Below are 17,757 nucleotides of genomic sequence, written 5' to 3'. Positions count from 1 at the left end.
TCGACAGGCGTCCCCTAATTTTAGGTGTCTCGCTGCCGGACGGACGCTAGAAAACTACCCCAACTCTGGGGGTACGACATCGTCGACGGCGACCACGTCGAGCACGATCACCGTGACGTTGTCGCGGCCGCCGTTGTCGAGCGCGGCTTCCAGGAGAGCCCTGGCCGCGTCATCCGCCCGCGGGTTGGAGATCAAGAAATGACGGATGCCGTACGCCGTCAGCTCCTTGGTCAGGCCGTCGGAGCAGATCAGGAGCCGCATTCCGGCCTGCAGGGGGCGGATGCGATAGTCGGGCACGGGCGGTTCGTGGAAGCCCACGGCGCGGGTGACGATGTTGCCGTGCGGGTGCACATCCGCTTCGTCCCTGGTGATCCGGCCCGCGTCCACAAGCTCCTGGACCACGGAGTGGTCGGTGGTGACCTGCTCCAGCACGCCGGAGGTGAGCTGGTACACCCGGGAGTCGCCGATGTTGAACACGATCCACTGCGGCTCGCCGGAGACGACGGCCAGCGCGGCCCCCGTCACGGTCGTTCCGGTGCCGAGGTCGGTAACACCCTCGCCCGAGGCCATGTCGACGACGGAACGGCTGAGCGCTTCGTTGATCGCCTCCGCTTCGACGTGGTCCGTTCCGGCGAGCTCGGCCAGTCGGGTCACGACGGCGGCGCTGGCGACGTCGCCGGCGGAGTGACCGCCCATGCCGTCGGCAACCGCGAAGACGGGAATTTCGGCGACGAGGCTGTCTTCGTTGATCTGGCGGCGGTGCCCGGTGTCGGTGATCGCCGCCCAGGCCAGCGTCACGGTCTTCTGCACCGACGGAAGTACGACGATGGAACCGGTTGAGCCTTGACCAATCTGGGTCACGGTTGTGCCTTCCGAAATTGCCGTGCGATTACTGACCGGGCGTGTTGCCGGCTGCGGGGAGGATCTCGATGATATTACCGTCCCCTAAGTGCACCGTCGTACCGGGCAGCACTGCGAGCGACTGGCCGGAATGAAGCCGTTGCCTGCGCCCGCGTGGCGGAGCCACCACGGTGCCGTTCGTGGAACCGAGGTCGGTGACGACGACAGAGCCGCCCTCCTGTCGTATTTCCACGTGGGTGCCGGAGACGGCGGAGGTGGGCGAGGCAACCTCGATCAGCCGCACCGGCGCGTCGCCACTGATGCGCGGCGCTCGCGGTCGGCGTCCGAGCCGGCAGGGAAGGTCCAGCGGGATCTCCTCCCCGTTCGGCAGCCGGAACGCGAAGCGAGCCTCGGCGGCCCGGGCCCGTGCGCCGGCCGCAGGCCCGGACGCGGGCTGCCCGGGCGCCCGCACGTCGGTGATCAGGGTGTCGGTCCCGGCCGGGCCGGTGAGAACGGTGTCGGCGCCCGCCGCGCGGCCCGGGGCGCCGGAGCGCACGATCGTGGCATCGTCGGCAGATGAGTCGTCGGTCAGCCCGGCGTCAGTCAGCGCAGCGTCGGCCTGCGCTACGTCGGCCTGCGCTGCCTCGGCCTGGCTGTGCTCTGCCAGCGACCAGAACAGCGTGTTCGCGAACACGGATCCGAGCCCGAATGGCCGGCCGGAGTCGAGGGCGCGCGAGGAGGCTACGGGTCGCCCGGTGGAACCCACCGTGAAACCGGTCACGGCCCGGAAGTCGGCCAGCAGCCAGGGGCGGATGCTGACGTCCGAGAACCGGCGCGACCCACCGACCGAGTACACGTCGACCGCGACCTCGCCGCGAACGACCACGGAGACCGGGATGCCGTCCTCGTCCGTGGGAGCGCGCTGAATGATCACCGCAAAATGCTCGACGGCGTGCTCGCCACCGAGCGGCAACAGGGCGACGAGCTCTTCGGCTTCGACGTGGGGTGCCGTCACGAGCGCGGCCAGGGTCAGGGTGATGCCCGACGGGGTGCCGGCGGGCAGTGCGGCGATGAAGCCGCGCCCCACGACGAAGGTCCAGGCGGCTTCGGTGCCGAGACCGGTTTCGTATCCGACGCGCCCCACGGGAATGGTGCCTTTCCGTTACGTTGACGATCAATATTCGGACGCCGATTCAGTGGCCGTTCAGGTCGGTGGTCAATAAGTGACAGGGCGCGCGTGATTCGCGTGTAGTCCTCGAGCACGTACATCGACACGTCTTTACCGTAGCCGGAGTGCGTGAATCCGCCGTGCGGCATCTCCGCGACCAGGCGACTGCTCCCGCCGCCGCCGCAATCGAGCAGAGAACCGCGGCGCGGGATGAACGTCCGTTCCGGCCACCACGTCGATCCGAGCCGAGCCGAGCCGAGCCGAGGATCAACTCCGTCCCGAACGAATTCGACGGTGCCCGCCGTTGACGACATTGCGAAGGTCGCGAGCGCTCACGGGACTCCCGAGTGGTTCGATGGCCCTCGGAACCTCCCCATCAGCGACCATCCCAGCGGCGGGAAACGAGCCTGAACCAGGCAATCTTCCAAGGATTCCGTTGTGTTTGGCGTGAATTGCTGCGGAATCGCTTGCCTGAGGTCACTCCCGCTGGCATACTCGCTGGATGAGCGTAAACGGGCGCAATGCGGGCAGGCCGGCCCCACTGGATGAGGTCTCGAAGAAGATCATCGAGCAGCTCCAGAACGACGGCCGACGCTCGTATGCCGAAATCGGCAAGGCGGTGGGCCTGAGTGAGGCCGCAGTGCGACAGCGCGTGCAGAAATTGACGGATGCCGGCGTCATGCAGGTCGTCGCCGTCACCGACCCGATGCAGCTGGGCTTCTTCCGCCAGGCCATGATCGGCATCCGCGCGACCGGGGACACTCGACTGCTCGCGGACCGACTGTCCGCCATTCCGGCCGTCGACTACGTCGTCCTGACGGCCGGATCCTTCGACCTGCTGGTCGAAGTTGTCTGCGAGGACGACGACGAGCTGATCGACCTACTTAATTCACAGATCCGTGGTCTCGAGGGCGTCAGCTCCACCGAGACCTTCGTTTATCTCAAACTCCACAAGCAGTTCTACAACTGGGGAACACGGTAAGAAAATGACAATCACATCAGCCACCACCGACTCCGCCGCGTCCGACACCGCAGTCGCCGCCGAAGTTGCCACCGACAGCACCGGCGACACCACAGCCGAGGCGTCGGCCACCCCCCGCGTCTACACGGATGCAGAGAACGCCACCCTGCAGCAGAAGGCGAAAGACCACCTCTGGATGCACTTCTCGCGCCAGTCCGTGCTCGAATCCGGCCACGGCGTGCCGATCATCACCAAGGGTGTCGGCCACCACATCTGGGACTCGAATGGCAAGAAGTACATCGACGGCCTGAGCGGGCTGTTCACCGTCAACGCCGGCCACGGCCGCAAGCGGCTCGCCCAGGTGGCGGCGAAGCAGGCCGAGGAACTCGCGTTCTTCCCAATCTGGTCCTACGCCCACCCGAGCGCCATCGAGCTAGCCGATCGTCTGGCCGCAAACGCGCCCGGCGACCTCAACCGGGTCTTCTACTCGACCGGAGGCGGCGAGGCCGTGGAGACCGCCTTCAAGCTGGCCAAGTACTACTGGAAGCTGCAGGGCCGCCCCACCAAGCACAAGGTCATCTCCCGCAACGTGGCCTACCACGGCACCCCGCAGGGCGCCTTGGCCATTACGGGCATCCCGGCCATGAAGGAAATGTTCGAACCGGTCACCCCCGGCGGATTCCGCGTCCCGAACACCAACTTCTATCGCGCCGACGAGCTGGGTTCCGGGTTCGGCGACGACGTGGAGAAGTTCGGCCTGTGGGCCGCCAACCGCATCGAAGAGATGATTCAGTTCGAGGGCCCGGAGACCGTGGCCGCGGTGTTCCTGGAACCCGTGCAGAACTCTGGCGGCTGCTTCCCGCCGCCTCCCGGCTACTTCAAGCGGGTGCGCGAGATCTGCGACCAGTACGACGTGCTGCTGGTGGCCGACGAGGTCATCACCGCTTTCGGACGCATCGGCAACATGTTCGCGTCCACGACCTTCGGGATCGAGCCGGACATGATCACCTGCGCGAAGGGCATGACCAGCGGCTACTCCCCGATCGGCGCCACCATTATCAGCGACCGCATCTACGAGCCCTTCAAGCACGGTGACACGACCTTTTATCACGGTTACACATTCGGTGGCCACCCGGTTTCCGCGGCCGTGGCCATGGCCAACCTCGATATCTTCGAGGAGGAAAAGCTCAACGAGAACGTGCGTGAGAACTCGCCGCTTTTCCGGGCCGAGCTGGAGAAGCTGCTCGCCCTGCCGATCGTCGGCGACGTGCGCGGCGAGGGCTACTTCTTCGGAATCGAGCTGGTGAAGGACAAGGTCACCAAGGAGACCTTCAACGACGCCGAGTCTGAGCGCCTGCTGCGCGGCTACCTCTCCAAGGCGCTGTTCGAGGCCGGGCTGTACTGCCGTGCCGACGACCGCGGCGACCCCGTCGTGCAGCTCGCTCCCCCGCTGACGATCGGCCCGGCCGAATTCAGTGAGATCGGCGACATCCTGTACGGCGTGCTGTCGGAGGCGCCCAAGTACCTGTAGCCGCTACCGGCCAACCGGATGCCTGAAGCCGGTCACCTGCCGCCGGAAGTCCGATTGTGGCATTCGGCTCAGGCGTTTTCGGTTTCGTCCGGAGGGACCGCGAACGCCCAGTCTGGTAAATGCCCCGAACCGAAAACGGTGTGGAGCAGCTCAGCCATGCCGTAGTGCCGGTCAATGGCGAGTGCCTGGTCGACGAAGATTCCGGCGACCGACCCGCGCCCCATCGCCCACGACAGCCAGGCCAGCATGCACAGCGGCGCCGGTCTGGCCGTGCGCGGCGCCAGAGCGACCAGCACCTTCAGCAGTCGGATCGCCGGCTCGATGCGTTCGGGGTCGGGGCGCTCCCGGCCGAGCCCGAGCATAAGGTCGCTCGTGACCCGGGAGTGCGGGCTGTCGAGTCCGTCGGACTGCTCCTCAGCGATGATGTCGTCCAGGCTCCGCCCCGTGGATCGCTGCAGGATGGCATACCGCAGGTTGAGGCAGTGCGTGTTGCGGCCGACCGTCTCTCCGAAGGCGAATTGCAGCATCATCTGGTCCCGGCAGGCCGGCCCCTGCATCAGGAACAGCAACGCGGCCGCGTCGTCAAGCGCCAGGTTCTGCGGGTCACAATCGAGCGCCGCCTCCGCGGCCACCACCGGGTCGAGGATGTCGCCGGCCAACTCAAGCAGTTCCGGCACCGTGCCGGCCTGGCCACCGAGGCGTTGATAGCGCGCCAGCCGGCGGCCGAGCCGCTCTCTCATCGACGGGTCGACCGCCGGCAGGTCCGCGCGACTCTGCAGCGTCGCGAGGTCGCGGCGAACCTCTTCGGGGATGGCCCGGTGCACCTCGGAGGCGGCGATCGCGCGGAGCGGATGCCCGCCGGCCGGGCAGTCCGGGTCGAAGTACGAGCCCCACCCGTCGGCGGCCACGCACAGGGCGTCGCGAAGCAGGAACCCGGAGAGCCGGGCGCGAGCGCACAGCACCTCGACGAAGCGTTCCTGCGGCAGGCCGGCCACAGCCACGATGTTCTCGTCGCTGTAGACGACGGGCACCAGCGCGTCGACGTCCGGGATCTTGCAGAGCGTTCCCACGAGCGTGGTGGCGATGCGCTTGAGCACCTTCTCCGGTGCCGCAGGGTCGGGCAGGTTGAACCGCATCGCCCCGCAGGTGCGGTTGCCGCGGAAGGCGACGAGCACCAGGCTCTTCTCGGGCAAGAACCCGGCGAGCTGCGGCACGAGCGCGAGGAAGTCATGTGCTTCCCTGGTCTTGACGATTGTCCTGTTCATGGGTCCACCCTCTCCAGAACCGCCTCCACCTCCCGATCCGGGTCGGGTCGGTGCACGACTCGGCGGATTCACATTCTGGGGAGGACTGGCCACGTACTCTGGAACAGACGGATGCGGCCGGTGGGCAAGCGCACGACACCGACAACAGAACGAGGTGCACGGATGGCATTTTCAACCTTTCTGGATGTGTTGCTGCTGGTCGTGTTGTTCGGCTACCTGATTTCCGGATACCGCAGCGGCCTCATCGGCAGCATCGCCGGAATCGCCGGACTCGCAGCGGGTGCCGTCGCGGCCTACTTTCTGGTGCCGCTCGTGGGCACCTGGGTTCCCGCCGCGGAGTGGCGCACGGCCGCGACCCTCGCGGCCGCAGCTGTTTTGCTGATCGGCGGCCTCTCGCTCGGACGCTCCATCGGCAGGATCCTGACTCCCCAGGGCACTCGCAACAAGCTCCGGGTCGTCGACCGCGTGCTCGGCGCCGGCGCAGCTGTCGCGGTGTCGGCCCTCGTGGTCTCGATGATCGCCTTCAGCATCGGTGCCCTCGGGGTCCCGGTGGTGTCGTCGGCGGTGAGCTCGTCGAGCGTGATCCGCTCGATCGACTCCCTGACCCCCGATCAGGTGAAGAGCTTCCTGGCCCAACTGCGCTCCATCGTTGTAACCGAGGGCATCCCGCGTGTCGTGGAGGCCTTCAACGGCGAGGCCCCGGTCGTGCCGAGCGTAGGCACCGACAGTGACGCCCTGCGCGCGGCGAGCGCGTCGGTGATGAAGATCAACGGCACCGCCTATGCGTGCGGACAGAACCAGTCCGGCAGCGGTTTCGTGATCGCTCCGGATCGGGTTCTCACCAACGCTCACGTCGTCGCCGGGGTGGAGGAGCCCGTCGTCGTCACGCCCGACGGCAGGTCCCGTTCTGGTCAGATCGTCTACTTCGACCCGATCGTGGACCTCGCCGTGATCGCAGTGCCGGGGCTCGAGGCTCCCCCGCTCTCCCTTGGCGACAATCTTCCGCCGGGCAGCCTCGCGGTGAGCAGCGGCTATCCCTTCGGCGGGCCATTCGAATCGGCGCCGGCCGAGGTCGTCGCCGTGGCCCCAGCCCTGGTCGCCGACATCTACGGGCAGGACCCGTCCTCCCGGCAGATCTACACGCTGGCTGCCGACGTCGACCACGGCGAATCGGGCGGCCCCCTGCTCAGCGAGGCCGGCATCGTGACGGGCGTCATCTTCGCGAAGTCGACCACCACCGAGAACCTCGGCTACGCCCTCGCCATGGAGGAAGTCGACCCGGTCGCAGAGCAGGCCGCCACGCTCGGCTCCCCGGTCTCGTCCGGCACCTGCATCAGCGGCTAACTGAGTGAGTCCGCGTCGACTGACTGTGTCGCTGCCTACGGTCAAAACTGACTGTGCCCGGTGGACTCTGGTGCTCCAAAGCGGAACGCCGCACCGGGTACCGAACCAATTCGACGGAGGTTCTCGCGTAAGACTGCTCTTTCGGAGTGGGGTGACCCGTGGTTTCCGGCAGAATCTCCGTCGGATTCGTTCGGGGTGGGCGGAAGAGCCAGTCGCAAACCCCCGTCCGCGAACTCTCAGCGCCGGCGGCCATGAGCACTCACCCATCTGGTCCGCGATGGCAGACTAGACAGGTCCTGAACCAGCGGGACCACAGGAAAGGTCCCACCGTATGACGATCATCGCCGCCGCCGACGGTTCGGCCCTGGGCAATCCCGGCCCCGCCGGATGGGCCTGGTTCGTCAACGATTCCTGCTGGGCCGCCGGCGGCTGGAAGCACGCCACGAACAATCAGGGCGAACTGAAGGCCGTGCTCGAACTGTTCCGGGCAACCGCCCACCTCGACGACGACCTGCTCGTGCTGTGCGACAGCCAGTATGTGATCAACTCCATCACCAAGTGGATGCGCGGTTGGAAGGCCAAGGGCTGGCGCAAGGCGGACGGCAAGCCCGTGATGAACCTGGACCTGCTCCAGGAGCTCGACGAAGCTCTGGCCGGACGCCGCTACCGGTTCGAATGGGTCAAGGGCCACGCTAACCACCCGCTCAACGAGGCCGCGGACAGCAGGGCCCGAGCCGTGTCGGAGGCGTACCAGCGGAACGCGCCGATCAAAGCCGGCCCCGGCTGGGTGCGGGAGGGCGATGCCGCACCCGTTCGGCGCTCCGCGCTGACCTCGGCCACGAAAGCACGGACCGTCGCTTCGCCTACCGCCACCCTGAAGCTGCCGGCCGGCCCGTCGCATCCGAAGCTGTTCGCGTTCGACGAGCTGGATGCCTCCCACACCGTGTCACTGGAACTCTCCGCCGACGAGCACGCGCGTCTGACCGAACGTGCCGCCAGGCTCGGCGTCAGCGTCGAAGAACTTCTTCACGGCCTGATCTGACCTCGGTCTGCTTCGCCACGTTCTTCGCCGCGTTCTTCGGCGGCAGAAGGGTGTTCGCCTCGTCGAGGGACATGCCGTTGGTCTCCGGAATCTTGGTCAGCACGAACACGAATGACAGCGCCGCGAACAGCGTGTACAGGCCGTAGGTCATGGGCAGCGAGACTGCCGCCAGCGGCGGGAACGTGACGGCGATCAGGAAGTTCGCGATCCACTGGGCCGCTGCGGCGATGCCGAGCGCCTTCACCCGGATGGTGTTAGGGAACATCTCGCCGAGCAGCACCCAGACCACCGGGCCCCAGGACGCACCGAAGAAGACCACGAACACGTTGGCCGCGACCAGGGCGATCCCACCCCACGCACCGGGCAGGCTGATCTCGCCGTTCACGGTGACCGCCTGGCTGAAGGCGATCGCCATCGTAGCCAGCGACAGCGTCATACCGATGGAACCGGTCATCAGGATCGGCCGACGTCCGATCCGGTCGATCAGGGCGATGGCGATGAAGGTAACCGCGATGTTGGTCAGGCCGGTGAACACCGAGATGGTGAGCGAGCTCGACTCCTCGAAGCCGACCGCCTTCCACAGGGTGGTCGAGTAGAAGAAGATCACGTTGATGCCGACGAACTGCTGGAACATCGACAAGAGGATGCCGATCCAGACGATCGGGCGCAGGCCGAAGGCCGTGCCGCGCAGTGACCCGGAACGCTGACCCAGAGTGTCGGCCTTGATCGAGGCACGGATGTCGCGGATCTCGCGGTCCACATCGCCGTTGGGCCACACCTTCTGGAAGACCGCGCGGGCCTCCGTCTCACGGTCTTTCAGCACCAGGAACCGGGGGGACTCCGGAAGGATCTTCGCGATCACGAAGTACACGGCGGCGGGCAGCGCGCAGGCCAGGAACATCAAGCGCCAGGCGTCGATCCCGAACAGGGAGGGCTCACCCGCGCCTCCCGCGGTGTTGGCGAACACGGCGTCGGACAGTAGAGCGGAGAAAATACCGATCGTGATGGCGAGTTGCTGGAGCGATCCGAGGCGTCCCCGAATGGCTCGCGGTGAGATCTCGGCGATGTACGCCGGGGCCACCACGGATGCGAGCCCGATGCCGAGACCGCCGACGATGCGCCAGAGCACGAGGTCGTAGATGCTGAAGGCGAAGGCGGAACCGACCGAACTGACGAAGAACATGATCGAGCCCAGAAGCATCACCGGGATTCGACCGTAGCGATCGCCGACCCGGCCGCCCAGGTAGGCCCCGGCTGCGGCACCCAGTAGCGCGCTCGCGACCGCGAATCCGGTGAGGGTCGCCGTGAGCGCGTACTCGTCTTGAATGGCATTCACCGCGCCGTTGATCACGGACGCGTCGAACCCGAAAAGGAACCCGCCGAAGGCTCCCGCCACCGCCAGCGCGATGACCTTTCCGTTCGTGGATGGTTTCTCAGTCTCGGTCATCGTCAAGGCCTCTGTCTCATTGTTGAACAATCCAAAAAGCCTACGCCCCAACGACAGGGTGCCGAACCTCGGCGGAACCTGCGCCCGTCAGCTCCCTGTGCTATCCATGACCCATGACTCGATTCCTCGGAGTTGACCTGGCCTGGGCCGAAGGCAGCACGTCGAAACCGGCCAATGAATCCGGCCTGGCGTGCATCGACGAGACCGGCCGGGTGCTCGACGCCGGTTGGGCCCGCGGCACGGATGCCGTGATGCGCTGGATCGACTCCCTGTGGGAACCCGGCGCCGTGCTGGCGGTCGACGCGCCCCTGGTGGTGAACAACCCCACCGGCATGCGCCTGTGCGAGCGGGAAACCGGCAGTCGCTACGGCCGCTGGCATGTCTCCGCGAACGCCTCGAACCTCGGCCGCCCCTGGGCAGGCGGGGTGACGATCCGACGCCGATTGGAAGCCTCCGGCTGGACCTACACCGACGGCCTCGCGCCGGTGGATAAGGCCACCCCCAGCTTCTTCGAGTGCTACCCCTACACGACGCTCGTGGGCGCGGCGGAGTTCGGTTACCTCGACAAGCGACCCCGCTACAAGCGCATGGGCACCTCCCTTCCGCCGGACGAACGCCGGACGAAGCGGGCCATGGTCTGCGATGACCTCATCCAGCGGATCTGGGGGCTCACCCGAGCGTCGCCGCCGCTCGACCTGGGCTCCCATCCCGTCTCGGACGCCCTGGTAACGGAGCATTCACCGTTGGTCGACCGAGCCTACAAACACCGCGAAGACCTGATCGACGCCCTGCTCTGCGCCTGGACGGCCTCGCTCTGGTGGCACCGGGGCACGGAGCGCTGCCAGGTTCTCGGCGCCTCGGACACCGTGTCGGAGCTCGGTCACCGACCGACCATCATCGCGCCGGCCCGGCCGGAGCAGCGCCGCGGCGACGAGGGGGCGCGGCTCGTCACCGCACCGGGTACCAGCGCGTCCTGACCCGCTCGGTCACCTGCCACGACACCGGCTCCACGCGGGTGCGAGCCGTGGCGAGCACTCGGTCGCCGACCAGGAGGGCCATCGCGGCATCATCCGCCGTGAACCGCACGATCGCGCGCGGAGAACCGGCCACCACGGCGAGATCGGATGCCTCCACGGTCGTCAGCTCCGCGGCGGCAGCCGTCAGGTGCGGCAGGACGGAGTCCGGGGCGATGCCCGAATGGAGAGCACCGATGATCAGGGTGATACGGAAAGACGGCATCCAGTCAGCGTAGGCGGGTACGCACGAACAGGTGTCCACACTGATCGCAGCTGTCCATTGGTCGCAGGTGTCCTCAGGTCAAGGCACGCCCGACGTCCCGACAGAGTCGAGGCCCACCATGATCTGGCGCGCCCCACTTCTGGCACCGCCCGCGTTCCTGACACTCACCTCCTGGTCGGGAGGTCTGACCCGGAGTTCGGCCCCGACGCGCTCAGTCCCCGGTGGCCGACGCGGAATCCGGCTCCGGCTCCGGAAAGCGCACCTCGACCGGTGTCCGGTCCGCCAGCTCGTCCCCGGCTGGATGAGTCAACTCAATGATCACGACGCTCGGTGCCTGGCCGAGCAGGTCGAGGATGGATCCGATCTCCAACCCGGAGTAGGGGTCGTCGACATCGAGCACCTCCGGCCGCACCCCGAACAGACGGTCGGACGCGGCGATCATCAGCACGGCGCCGCGGTGTTCGGCCTGGTCGAAGATGCGGCCGAGGTTGTCCTCAGTGGCGGCGGCGCTGGCTCCCACGACCTCGTTCAGGGGTACCGTCACAAGAGACTTGCCCAGTTCGTTCGCGACGGATGCCGCGGCCTCGGCCTTCGCCACGGCATCCGCTCCCGTGAACACGGCGAGCGCACCTGCCCCGGCCAGCTTCACGACATCACGGACGGTGCCGACCACTGCCGTGCGCTCGGCTGCGTCCAGGGTGAAGGAGGCCATCACGCCGAAGGACAGTCGCAGCGGCGCGTTGGATGCCAGCCAGAGGGAGGTCAGCACCTCGTTGGTCAGCGGCGAGGGTGAGAGCCAGACCTGCAGGTTGTCTGCCGAGCCGATCGGGACGTTCAGCACGGGATGGCGTTCGATGGCGGCGCGCGCTGCACCGAAGGCACGGTGGCTGCCGGCATCCGTGTCGACGTCGTCGCCGGGAAAAGCACTCACCAGGTAGTGCAGCTCCGAAATCACTCGGCTGGGTCCCCGCTGGGTCTCCTCCCGATAACTGATCAGGCTGTCGTAGTAGAGGAACAGGTTGATGGAGGGGCCGGCGACACCGGTGCGGGGTGCGCCGAGCGCGTAGGCCGTGACCTGCAACCCGATCGGCGGGGAAGACAGCAGTCGTTGGAGCGCGACGGTCGTCGAGGCGATGGCCTGGCCGTAGTTGGTGAGCGACGACATGGGGACCCCGGCTTCTGAGAGCTTCTGGATGCGAAAGTGAGCAGCCAGAGCCACGGTACTCCGGCTCACCAACCAGGTCGAGGAGTTCGGCTGCGCCACGGCGGAACCGGCCCGGTGCCGGTCCCGTGAATGCCGTAGCCTGCTTCGATAGATGTGTTCCTCGCGGTATCCGCCGCAGTGAAGGAGTTCCATGGACTACTCGGCAACGATCGTGGCCCAGGCCCACGTCACCAAGCCCGACGCACTGCGGCTGATCGCGGAGGCGGCCGGGTCGACCGTGCGGGATGCCGGGACGGCACATCCGTTCGTGCCGCTCGTCGGCGGCGGTCGCGTCGAAGTGGAGATTCCCAAGTTCGGCGAGGGCCCGCCGCTCGCGATCGATGTCTTCAACCCCCACGGGGCCGCGCAGGCCCGGGCTTCGGCACTGTCAGTGCAGGCTGCCCTCGCCGGTGTGACCGATTGGCCGACCGAGGTCAGGTAGCCGCGTGCGCGGCAACCGGCCCAGGTAGACCCTCACCCGCCGCTGCACTCCTCCCCCCTTCCCGATGCGGATCAAGCCGCAGCGAACCTCGGTGCGACGACCGCGTCCCGATGACGCGCTCCCGAGGTCTCCCTCCCGCGTGCCCTCCGCGGCGAGACCCCTGCACGCGTCGCGGCGCACCTTATGGAGGCCGGCGCACGGTAGAGAGCCGGTTGCCTGGTGGGGTGTCCTTCGGGTCGTTTTGTGGGGTGTGTCGTTTCTTGGGCGTGGTTCGGTGGTCTGGGAAAACGGTTCATGGCCCAGAAGGGCCGCGTCGGACTCACGAGGCGCCCCACGGGCGACGCTCACCACTCGGTGCGTGCACGCTCCTGCTCGACGACCTCTTCCCGGTCGACCAGGCGGCGCAGTCCGGCGAGCGGCTGCGCCATACGGTGATTGCCTCGGATGCGTGGCTCCACCCGGTCGAGGAAGGCCCAGTACCCGGCGGTGAACGGGCATGCGTCCTCGCCCAACCGTTTCTTCGGGTTGAACGTGCACGCGCCGCAGAAGTCGCTCATCTTCGAGATGTAGGCGCCCCCGGAGGCGTACGGCTTCGTGGCGACGATCCCGCCGTCGGCGTGCTGGGACATCCCGACCACATTGGCGGGCATCACCCACGGGGCGCCGTCGACGAAGGCGTTCGTGAACCATTCGGTGAGCTCGGCCGGTTGGTAACCGCGCTGCAGCGCCCAGTTGCCGAGCACCATCAGCCGCTGAATGTGGTGCGCATAGCCCGTGCGGCGCACTTCGTCGAGCACGTGGCTGAGGCACTTCGCCCGCACGGAACTGCCGTCGAGCTCGAGGAACTCCCGCGGCAGGGCCACCTGCGCCTCGAGGTGGTTGCTGCGCCGCACGTAGTCCTCACCCAGGTGCCAGTACAGGTGCCAGACCCAGTCCCGCCAGCCCATGATTTGGCGCACCACGGCCTCCACGCTCTGCAGCGGGGCTCCCCCGGCCTCGTACGCGGCGACGACGGCGTCGATCACCTCCCGCGGATGTAGCAGCCCCAAATTAAGGGGAACGCTCAGCCTGGCATGGGCCATCGTCTCGTCCCCGAGCAGCGAGGCATCCTCGAAGGGGCCGAAGTCGCTCAAACGCGTCTCGACGAAATCGGCGAGCGCCATGAGTGCTTCCGCCCGGGTGGCGGCGAACCGGCGGGGTCCGTCCTCGCCGATCAGCCGAATGCGCCCCTCGGCCTGCCACCGGTCGAGGTCGGCGCGCACCTGCTCGTCGATGTCGTCCTCCACCGGATGGAAGGGGTCCGGCAGCCCCAGGCCCACCGCTCCCTTCGGCGGCGGCTGACGGTTGTCGTGGTCGAAGTTGAACCGGCCGCCCTCGGGATCGGGCCCGCGCATGAGCAGCCCGGTTTCCGTGCGGGCATGGCGATAGAACTGGTCCATGATCAGCCGGGATGGCGGTCTCCCCGCGACCCAGACGGCGAAGTCGGCCTCACTGGTCACGAAGCCGCGGCTGGGCAGCACCCGCGCGCCGAGCTCGTGAACCAACGCGCGGGAACCCCACGAGGTGGGGTTGACCACCTCGAGGTCACGGCCGGCCAGCACATCCCGGTAGTGCTCGGCGCGCAGGTACTCGACTCGATCACCGAGCTCCCTGGCCCGGTGCCTGAGGGCGGTGAGAATGAGGTGCGCTTTGGCTCGGTGGTAGGGGCGCCGACCGAGAACGCCGACCGACTCCACCATCAGGATCGGTCCGCCGTCATCGAAATGGGGGCCGAGCTGGTCGGCGAAGAGAAAGCGAGGCACTGCCATGGCTTCGAGTCTAGATGCCGTGCCGCACGCGAGGTTCGAGGCCGATGCTCAGCCGCGACGGGTTAGCCTCGGTCCATGGGCAGGTTCGTGGACAGTTGGCGGTCGCACCTTCTGGTGACCTTTTCGGGGAACGGGTCAGGTCGCCCGCAGTGGGTCGAAAAAATCGAAGAGGGCGACGATATCGGCTTCTTCGGTCCGGGCTCCGCCTCCTGGGCCGTGCACGGTGGGATGGCAACGATGGTCGCCGGCATCCGTGCCCTGCTGATGCAGACCCTTCATCCCGGCGCGATGGCCGGCGTACACGATTGGTCGCGCTATCGGGAAGACCCGCTCGGGCGGCTCTCCGGCACCATTCAGTGGCTCGTCACCGTGACCTTCGCCGACACGACCCTGGCCGAGCACGAGTCGTCCCGCGTGGGGCGCTTCCACGACCGGGTCACCGGCACCTACCGCGACGCCCAGGGCATCGAGCGCCCCTATGCCGCCGGGGACCCCGAACTGCTCGCCTGGGTGCACATCGTTTTCACCGACGCCTTCCTGGCCTCGCACACGATCTGGGGTGACCCCATCCCTGGCGGGGCCGACGGCTACGTGCGCGAATGGGCCAAGGCCGGAGAACTCGTCGGCGTGCACAATCCGCCGCGCTCCGCGTCCGAACTGCAGGCACAGCTGGATGCGTTCAAGGATGCCGGCATCCTCAAGAGCGACGAGCGCGTGGCCGAGGCTGTGCGCTTCATTCGCAATCCCCCGCTCCGGCCCGCCATGATGCCCTTCTACCGGGTCATGTTCGCCGGCGCCGTCGCCTCGATCCCCCGCGAATACCGCGAGCTGCTCGGCCTGCGGCGCTCCCTGCTCCCGGCGGTCTGGGGCACCGGCGCCGTTCTCCGCCTGGTGCGCCTGCTGCTCGGCCGGTCGTCGACCTCAGAGGATGCCGCCCGGGCCCGTATCGCGCGTCTCTCCGCCGAGAACCCCGCCTAAACTGATCGGATGCCTCCGCGCCCTGACCGCTCGCGCACGGGCGCGACTCGCTCTCGCCGCTTCCCCTTCCGACTGCTGGTGATCGGGCTGGCTGCCCTCGTTCTGACCTCACTGGGAATCTTCGCAGCCGTCAACCCCGACCTTTCGGAGACCGACGGGGACGTGCAGGTGACCCGCCCCGAAGGTCGCCCCCTGCGCGTGCTGTTCGTGGGCGATTCGATCAGCTACGGCCTCAACGCGCAACTGCAGGACCTGGGCTTCCGTCCACTGATGGTCGATGCGCTCGCAGAGGACGGCCCGGTTCAGGAATTCCACAAGAATCGGGCCGGTGCCACCACCCGCACGGTATCCAGGCTGGTCGATGTGCCGGAGAACCTCGACCTGGCCGTGGTCGAACTGGGCACCAACGACGTGCTCGACCAGACCGCGCCCGACAAGTTCGCGCTCAGCTATCGGGCACTCCTGAACCGCGTGCACACCGAGTCTCCGGGCGTCCCCCTCGTCTGCGTTGGCACCTGGGGAACCGCGGATGAGACCGACGCGTACAACGACATCATCGACCACGAGTGCGCCCGAGAAGGCGGCGCCTTCGTCAGTCTCTACGACCTCTATCCGATCGAGGCCAATCGCGGCCCCGCCGGACGGGATGTCTTCGGCGGCACGAGCGATCGTTTCCACCCCAACGACGCAGGCTACCGAGCGATTGCCGAGCACCTTCTAGGCCGCATCAGCATACGCTGAACTGCGTCGCATATCGCGGGGCGAAAGTACACCCCCTTGATGATTTCCTCTCCGTGAGGAAACCTCCAAGCATGAGACAAAACGACTGGGTACTCACCGTCCACTGCCGGGAGTGCGGGATCGGCGGCACAGCCCAAGTCGGAACCGACCGGCGCATCGTCTGGCCGGTGATCGTGCACGAGGGCGACTGCGAACTCGCCGATGACAAGGACCTCGTGGAGTCCCGCTCCGGGCATCCCGCGCATGGAGTCCGCCAGTCGGCTTACGCGCGCTGACGGGCTCACCCCCGGCAGGATTATCGCCAGAGAAAGCACGAGCACGTCCGGGCGAACGATCGACTGCCCGGCCATCTGCAGTGCTGCACAGGGTGAAGCCGCGCCGACGGCGCCCGCCGGTCGTTACCGCTCCGAGGCGAAGAACGCGCCGATCGCAGCGCTCAGGGCCACCGGGTCGCTCACGTGGCACAATTCGCGGGCGGAATGCATCGAGAGCAGCGGGATGCCCACGTCGACCGTGCGGATGCCGAGCCGCGTGGCGGTCAGCGGGCCGATGGTGGAGCCGCACGGCACCGTGTTGTTCGACACGAATTCCTGGTATTCCACGCCGGCCTGCGCGCAGATTCGGGCCCAAAGGGCCGCACCCGCCGCATCTGTCGCGTAGCGCTGCGTGGCGTTGATTTTCAGCAGCGGGCCGCCCCCGGCGACGACCATGTTCGCCGGGTCGTGCTTCTCCGGGTAGTTCGGGTGCACCGAGTGACCCGCGTCGGCCGACACGCACCACGAGCCGGCGTAGGCGCGCAGGCGATCACTGACGGATGCCCCGAGTCCTGCCCCGATCCGGGTCAGAATGTCGTCCAGCAGCGGCCCGCTCGCACCCGTTCGGGTCTCGGAACCGAGTTCCTCGTGATCGAAGGCCGCGAGCACCAGGATCTGACCGGCCGGTGCCGGGGCTCCGATCAGGGCGACCAGGCCGGCGTGCACCGAGGAGAGGTTGTCCATGCGCCCCGCGGCGAAGAGCTCGCAGCCGAGGCCGAACCGGGCCGGATGGGCCGTGTCGGCCGTGAGGATGTCGTAGCCGGCGACCTCCTCTCCCGCCAGCCCGGCCAGGCCCGCCAGGTGCCCGACCAGGTCGGCCTGACTCGTTTCCCCCACCCCGAACACCGGGGTCAGGTGCCGCTGACGGTCGAGAGTGAGGCCGGTGTTGGCGTCCCGGTCCAGGTGGATGGCCAGCTGCGGGATGCGGCAGAACGGGCCCGTGCGCACGAGGTGCTCGGTGCCGTCGATGGTGGTGAGCCGGCCGGCGAGTTCGAGTTCGCGGTCGAGCCAGGAGTTGAGCAGAGGACCGCCGTAAACCTCGACCCCGGCCTGCAGCCAGCCGTGGGCGCCGATGGTCGGCTTCGGCTTCAGCTTGAAACCGGGCGAGTCGGTGTGCGCCCCCAGAATGCGAAACGGTGTCGTCGGGCCGGCCCCGTCCGGCTGCACCCAGGCGACGACCGCGCCGTCGCGCACGAGGTAGCGCCGTCCGGGCGCACCGGACCACTCCTCGGTTTCGCTCACCCGGTCGAAGCCGGCGGTGTCCAGGCGGCGGGCAACCTCCGCGGCAGCGTGGTACGACGACGGGGAGGCGGTGATGAACTCGGCGAAATCGTCGATGTAGTCCGGTGTGGATGTCATGGGTCATATCCAACCACCCTGCGTACTATGTCCACATTCAGGGCCGAGCAGTCACGGCCCGGCATTCACGGCCC

Annotated in this window: 17 protein-coding genes; 9 read left to right on the top strand and 8 right to left on the bottom strand. The window is 67.6% G+C overall.

The features are described from left to right. Window positions 1–54: 54 nt before the first annotated feature. Window positions 55–861 carry a PP2C family serine/threonine-protein phosphatase gene (locus E3O22_RS15000; RefSeq protein WP_134396419.1) on the bottom strand — a complete coding sequence of 269 codons (807 nt, stop codon included), beginning with the start codon at window positions 859–861 and terminating at the stop codon, window positions 55–57. A gap of 28 nt (window positions 862–889) precedes the next feature. After that, complete coding sequence (locus E3O22_RS14995; RefSeq protein ID WP_166784672.1) at window positions 890–1,984, bottom strand: FHA domain-containing protein; 1,095 nt, start codon at window positions 1,982–1,984, stop codon at window positions 890–892. A gap of 526 nt (window positions 1,985–2,510) precedes the next feature. Here E3O22_RS14995 and E3O22_RS14990 point away from each other — a divergent pair. Beyond that, complete coding sequence (locus tag E3O22_RS14990; RefSeq protein WP_134396423.1) at window positions 2,511–2,990, top strand: Lrp/AsnC family transcriptional regulator; 480 nt, start codon at window positions 2,511–2,513, stop codon at window positions 2,988–2,990. 4 nt (window positions 2,991–2,994) lie between these two features. Next, complete coding sequence (locus E3O22_RS14985; RefSeq protein ID WP_134396425.1) at window positions 2,995–4,500, top strand: aspartate aminotransferase family protein; 1,506 nt, start codon at window positions 2,995–2,997, stop codon at window positions 4,498–4,500. 68 nt (window positions 4,501–4,568) lie between these two features. Here E3O22_RS14985 and E3O22_RS14980 read toward each other — a convergent pair whose 3' ends face one another. Beyond that, entirely contained in the window at window positions 4,569–5,765 is a 1,197-nt protein-coding gene (locus tag E3O22_RS14980) for a DUF4192 domain-containing protein (RefSeq protein ID WP_134396427.1), read from the bottom strand. Window positions 5,766–5,927: 162 nt separating this feature from the next. Between E3O22_RS14980 and E3O22_RS14975 the strand changes: the two genes are divergently transcribed. After that, the gene (locus E3O22_RS14975) at window positions 5,928–7,109 is read left to right on the top strand and encodes a MarP family serine protease (RefSeq protein ID WP_134396428.1); all 1,182 of its coding nucleotides are present in this window, start codon (window positions 5,928–5,930) and stop codon (window positions 7,107–7,109) included. A gap of 331 nt (window positions 7,110–7,440) precedes the next feature. After that, a complete protein-coding gene (locus tag E3O22_RS16790; protein ID WP_134396430.1) occupies window positions 7,441–8,151 on the top strand; it encodes an RNase H family protein in 711 nt (236 codons plus the stop codon). On the opposite strand, the gene E3O22_RS14965 is transcribed toward E3O22_RS16790, so the two are convergent. Continuing rightward, window positions 8,117–9,604, bottom strand: a complete 1,488-nt coding sequence (locus E3O22_RS14965) for a sugar porter family MFS transporter (RefSeq protein ID WP_134396497.1) — start codon at window positions 9,602–9,604, stop codon at window positions 8,117–8,119. The genes E3O22_RS16790 and E3O22_RS14965 overlap by 35 nt on opposite strands. A 107-nt stretch (window positions 9,605–9,711) precedes the next feature. Between E3O22_RS14965 and E3O22_RS14960 the strand changes: the two genes are divergently transcribed. Continuing rightward, window positions 9,712–10,575: a DUF429 domain-containing protein gene (locus tag E3O22_RS14960; protein WP_134396432.1), complete on the top strand. Its 864-nt coding sequence runs from the start codon at window positions 9,712–9,714 to the stop codon at window positions 10,573–10,575. Here E3O22_RS14960 and E3O22_RS14955 read toward each other — a convergent pair. Continuing rightward, the gene (locus E3O22_RS14955) at window positions 10,547–10,837 is read right to left on the bottom strand and encodes a hypothetical protein (protein WP_134396434.1); all 291 of its coding nucleotides are present in this window, start codon (window positions 10,835–10,837) and stop codon (window positions 10,547–10,549) included. The two genes, E3O22_RS14960 and E3O22_RS14955, sit on opposite strands and share 29 nt — an antisense overlap. A gap of 211 nt (window positions 10,838–11,048) precedes the next feature. After that, window positions 11,049–12,071 (bottom strand): Pvc16 family protein, encoded by a 1,023-nt coding sequence (locus E3O22_RS14950; protein WP_166784671.1) that lies wholly within the window; start codon window positions 12,069–12,071, stop codon window positions 11,049–11,051. A gap of 121 nt (window positions 12,072–12,192) precedes the next feature. Here E3O22_RS14950 and E3O22_RS14945 point away from each other — a divergent pair, with 121 nt between their 5' ends. After that, entirely contained in the window at window positions 12,193–12,483 is a 291-nt protein-coding gene (locus tag E3O22_RS14945) for a hypothetical protein (protein WP_134396437.1), read from the top strand. A gap of 344 nt (window positions 12,484–12,827) precedes the next feature. Here the strand turns inward: E3O22_RS14945 and E3O22_RS14940 are convergent, their stop codons facing one another. Then, window positions 12,828–14,291, bottom strand: coding sequence for a cryptochrome/photolyase family protein (locus tag E3O22_RS14940; RefSeq protein WP_134396438.1), 1,464 nt, complete (start codon window positions 14,289–14,291; stop codon window positions 12,828–12,830). A gap of 75 nt (window positions 14,292–14,366) precedes the next feature. Here E3O22_RS14940 and E3O22_RS14935 point away from each other — a divergent pair, with 75 nt between their 5' ends. From E3O22_RS14935 to E3O22_RS14925, 3 genes are all read left to right on the top strand, one after another. Beyond that, window positions 14,367–15,269, top strand: coding sequence for an oxygenase MpaB family protein (locus tag E3O22_RS14935; protein ID WP_134396440.1), 903 nt, complete (start codon window positions 14,367–14,369; stop codon window positions 15,267–15,269). A 9-nt stretch (window positions 15,270–15,278) separates the two neighbouring features. Continuing rightward, window positions 15,279–16,010, top strand: coding sequence for an SGNH/GDSL hydrolase family protein (locus tag E3O22_RS14930; RefSeq protein ID WP_134396442.1), 732 nt, complete (start codon window positions 15,279–15,281; stop codon window positions 16,008–16,010). A 71-nt stretch (window positions 16,011–16,081) separates the two neighbouring features. Then, on the top strand, window positions 16,082–16,285 hold the full coding sequence (locus tag E3O22_RS14925; protein ID WP_134396444.1) for a hypothetical protein: 204 nt from the start codon (window positions 16,082–16,084) through the stop codon (window positions 16,283–16,285). Between the two features lie 123 nt (window positions 16,286–16,408). On the opposite strand, the gene E3O22_RS14920 is transcribed toward E3O22_RS14925, so the two are convergent. Next, complete coding sequence (locus E3O22_RS14920; RefSeq protein ID WP_134396446.1) at window positions 16,409–17,683, bottom strand: M18 family aminopeptidase; 1,275 nt, start codon at window positions 17,681–17,683, stop codon at window positions 16,409–16,411. Window positions 17,684–17,757: the final 74 nt, after the last annotated feature.

It is taken from the genome of Cryobacterium sp. TMT2-18-2, assembly GCF_004402245.1.
GTDB lineage: Bacteria > Actinomycetota > Actinomycetes > Actinomycetales > Microbacteriaceae > Cryobacterium > Cryobacterium sandaracinum.
Note: the sequence above shows the minus strand (reverse complement) of the source record. Positions and strands in the feature narration are given on the sequence as shown.

What these genes read in the sequence shown, in the direction of transcription:
- E3O22_RS14940 (WP_134396438.1), bottom strand. Translation starts at nt 14,291, where the DNA reads ATGGCAGTGCCTCGCTTTCTCTTCGCCGACCAGCTCGGCCCCCATTTC.
- E3O22_RS14980 (WP_134396427.1), bottom strand. Translation starts at nt 5,765, where the DNA reads ATGAACAGGACAATCGTCAAGACCAGGGAAGCACATGACTTCCTCGCG.
- E3O22_RS14935 (WP_134396440.1), top strand. Translation starts at nt 14,367, where the DNA reads ATGGGCAGGTTCGTGGACAGTTGGCGGTCGCACCTTCTGGTGACCTTT.
- E3O22_RS14975 (WP_134396428.1), top strand. Translation starts at nt 5,928, where the DNA reads ATGGCATTTTCAACCTTTCTGGATGTGTTGCTGCTGGTCGTGTTGTTC.
- E3O22_RS14985 (WP_134396425.1), top strand. Translation starts at nt 2,995, where the DNA reads ATGACAATCACATCAGCCACCACCGACTCCGCCGCGTCCGACACCGCA.
- E3O22_RS14990 (WP_134396423.1), top strand. Translation starts at nt 2,511, where the DNA reads ATGAGCGTAAACGGGCGCAATGCGGGCAGGCCGGCCCCACTGGATGAG.
- E3O22_RS14960 (WP_134396432.1), top strand. Translation starts at nt 9,712, where the DNA reads ATGACTCGATTCCTCGGAGTTGACCTGGCCTGGGCCGAAGGCAGCACG.
- E3O22_RS16790 (WP_134396430.1), top strand. Translation starts at nt 7,441, where the DNA reads ATGACGATCATCGCCGCCGCCGACGGTTCGGCCCTGGGCAATCCCGGC.
- E3O22_RS14955 (WP_134396434.1), bottom strand. Translation starts at nt 10,837, where the DNA reads ATGCCGTCTTTCCGTATCACCCTGATCATCGGTGCTCTCCATTCGGGC.
- E3O22_RS14920 (WP_134396446.1), bottom strand. Translation starts at nt 17,683, where the DNA reads ATGACATCCACACCGGACTACATCGACGATTTCGCCGAGTTCATCACC.
- E3O22_RS14930 (WP_134396442.1), top strand. Translation starts at nt 15,279, where the DNA reads ATGCCTCCGCGCCCTGACCGCTCGCGCACGGGCGCGACTCGCTCTCGC.
- E3O22_RS14945 (WP_134396437.1), top strand. Translation starts at nt 12,193, where the DNA reads ATGGACTACTCGGCAACGATCGTGGCCCAGGCCCACGTCACCAAGCCC.
- E3O22_RS14925 (WP_134396444.1), top strand. Translation starts at nt 16,082, where the DNA reads ATGAGACAAAACGACTGGGTACTCACCGTCCACTGCCGGGAGTGCGGG.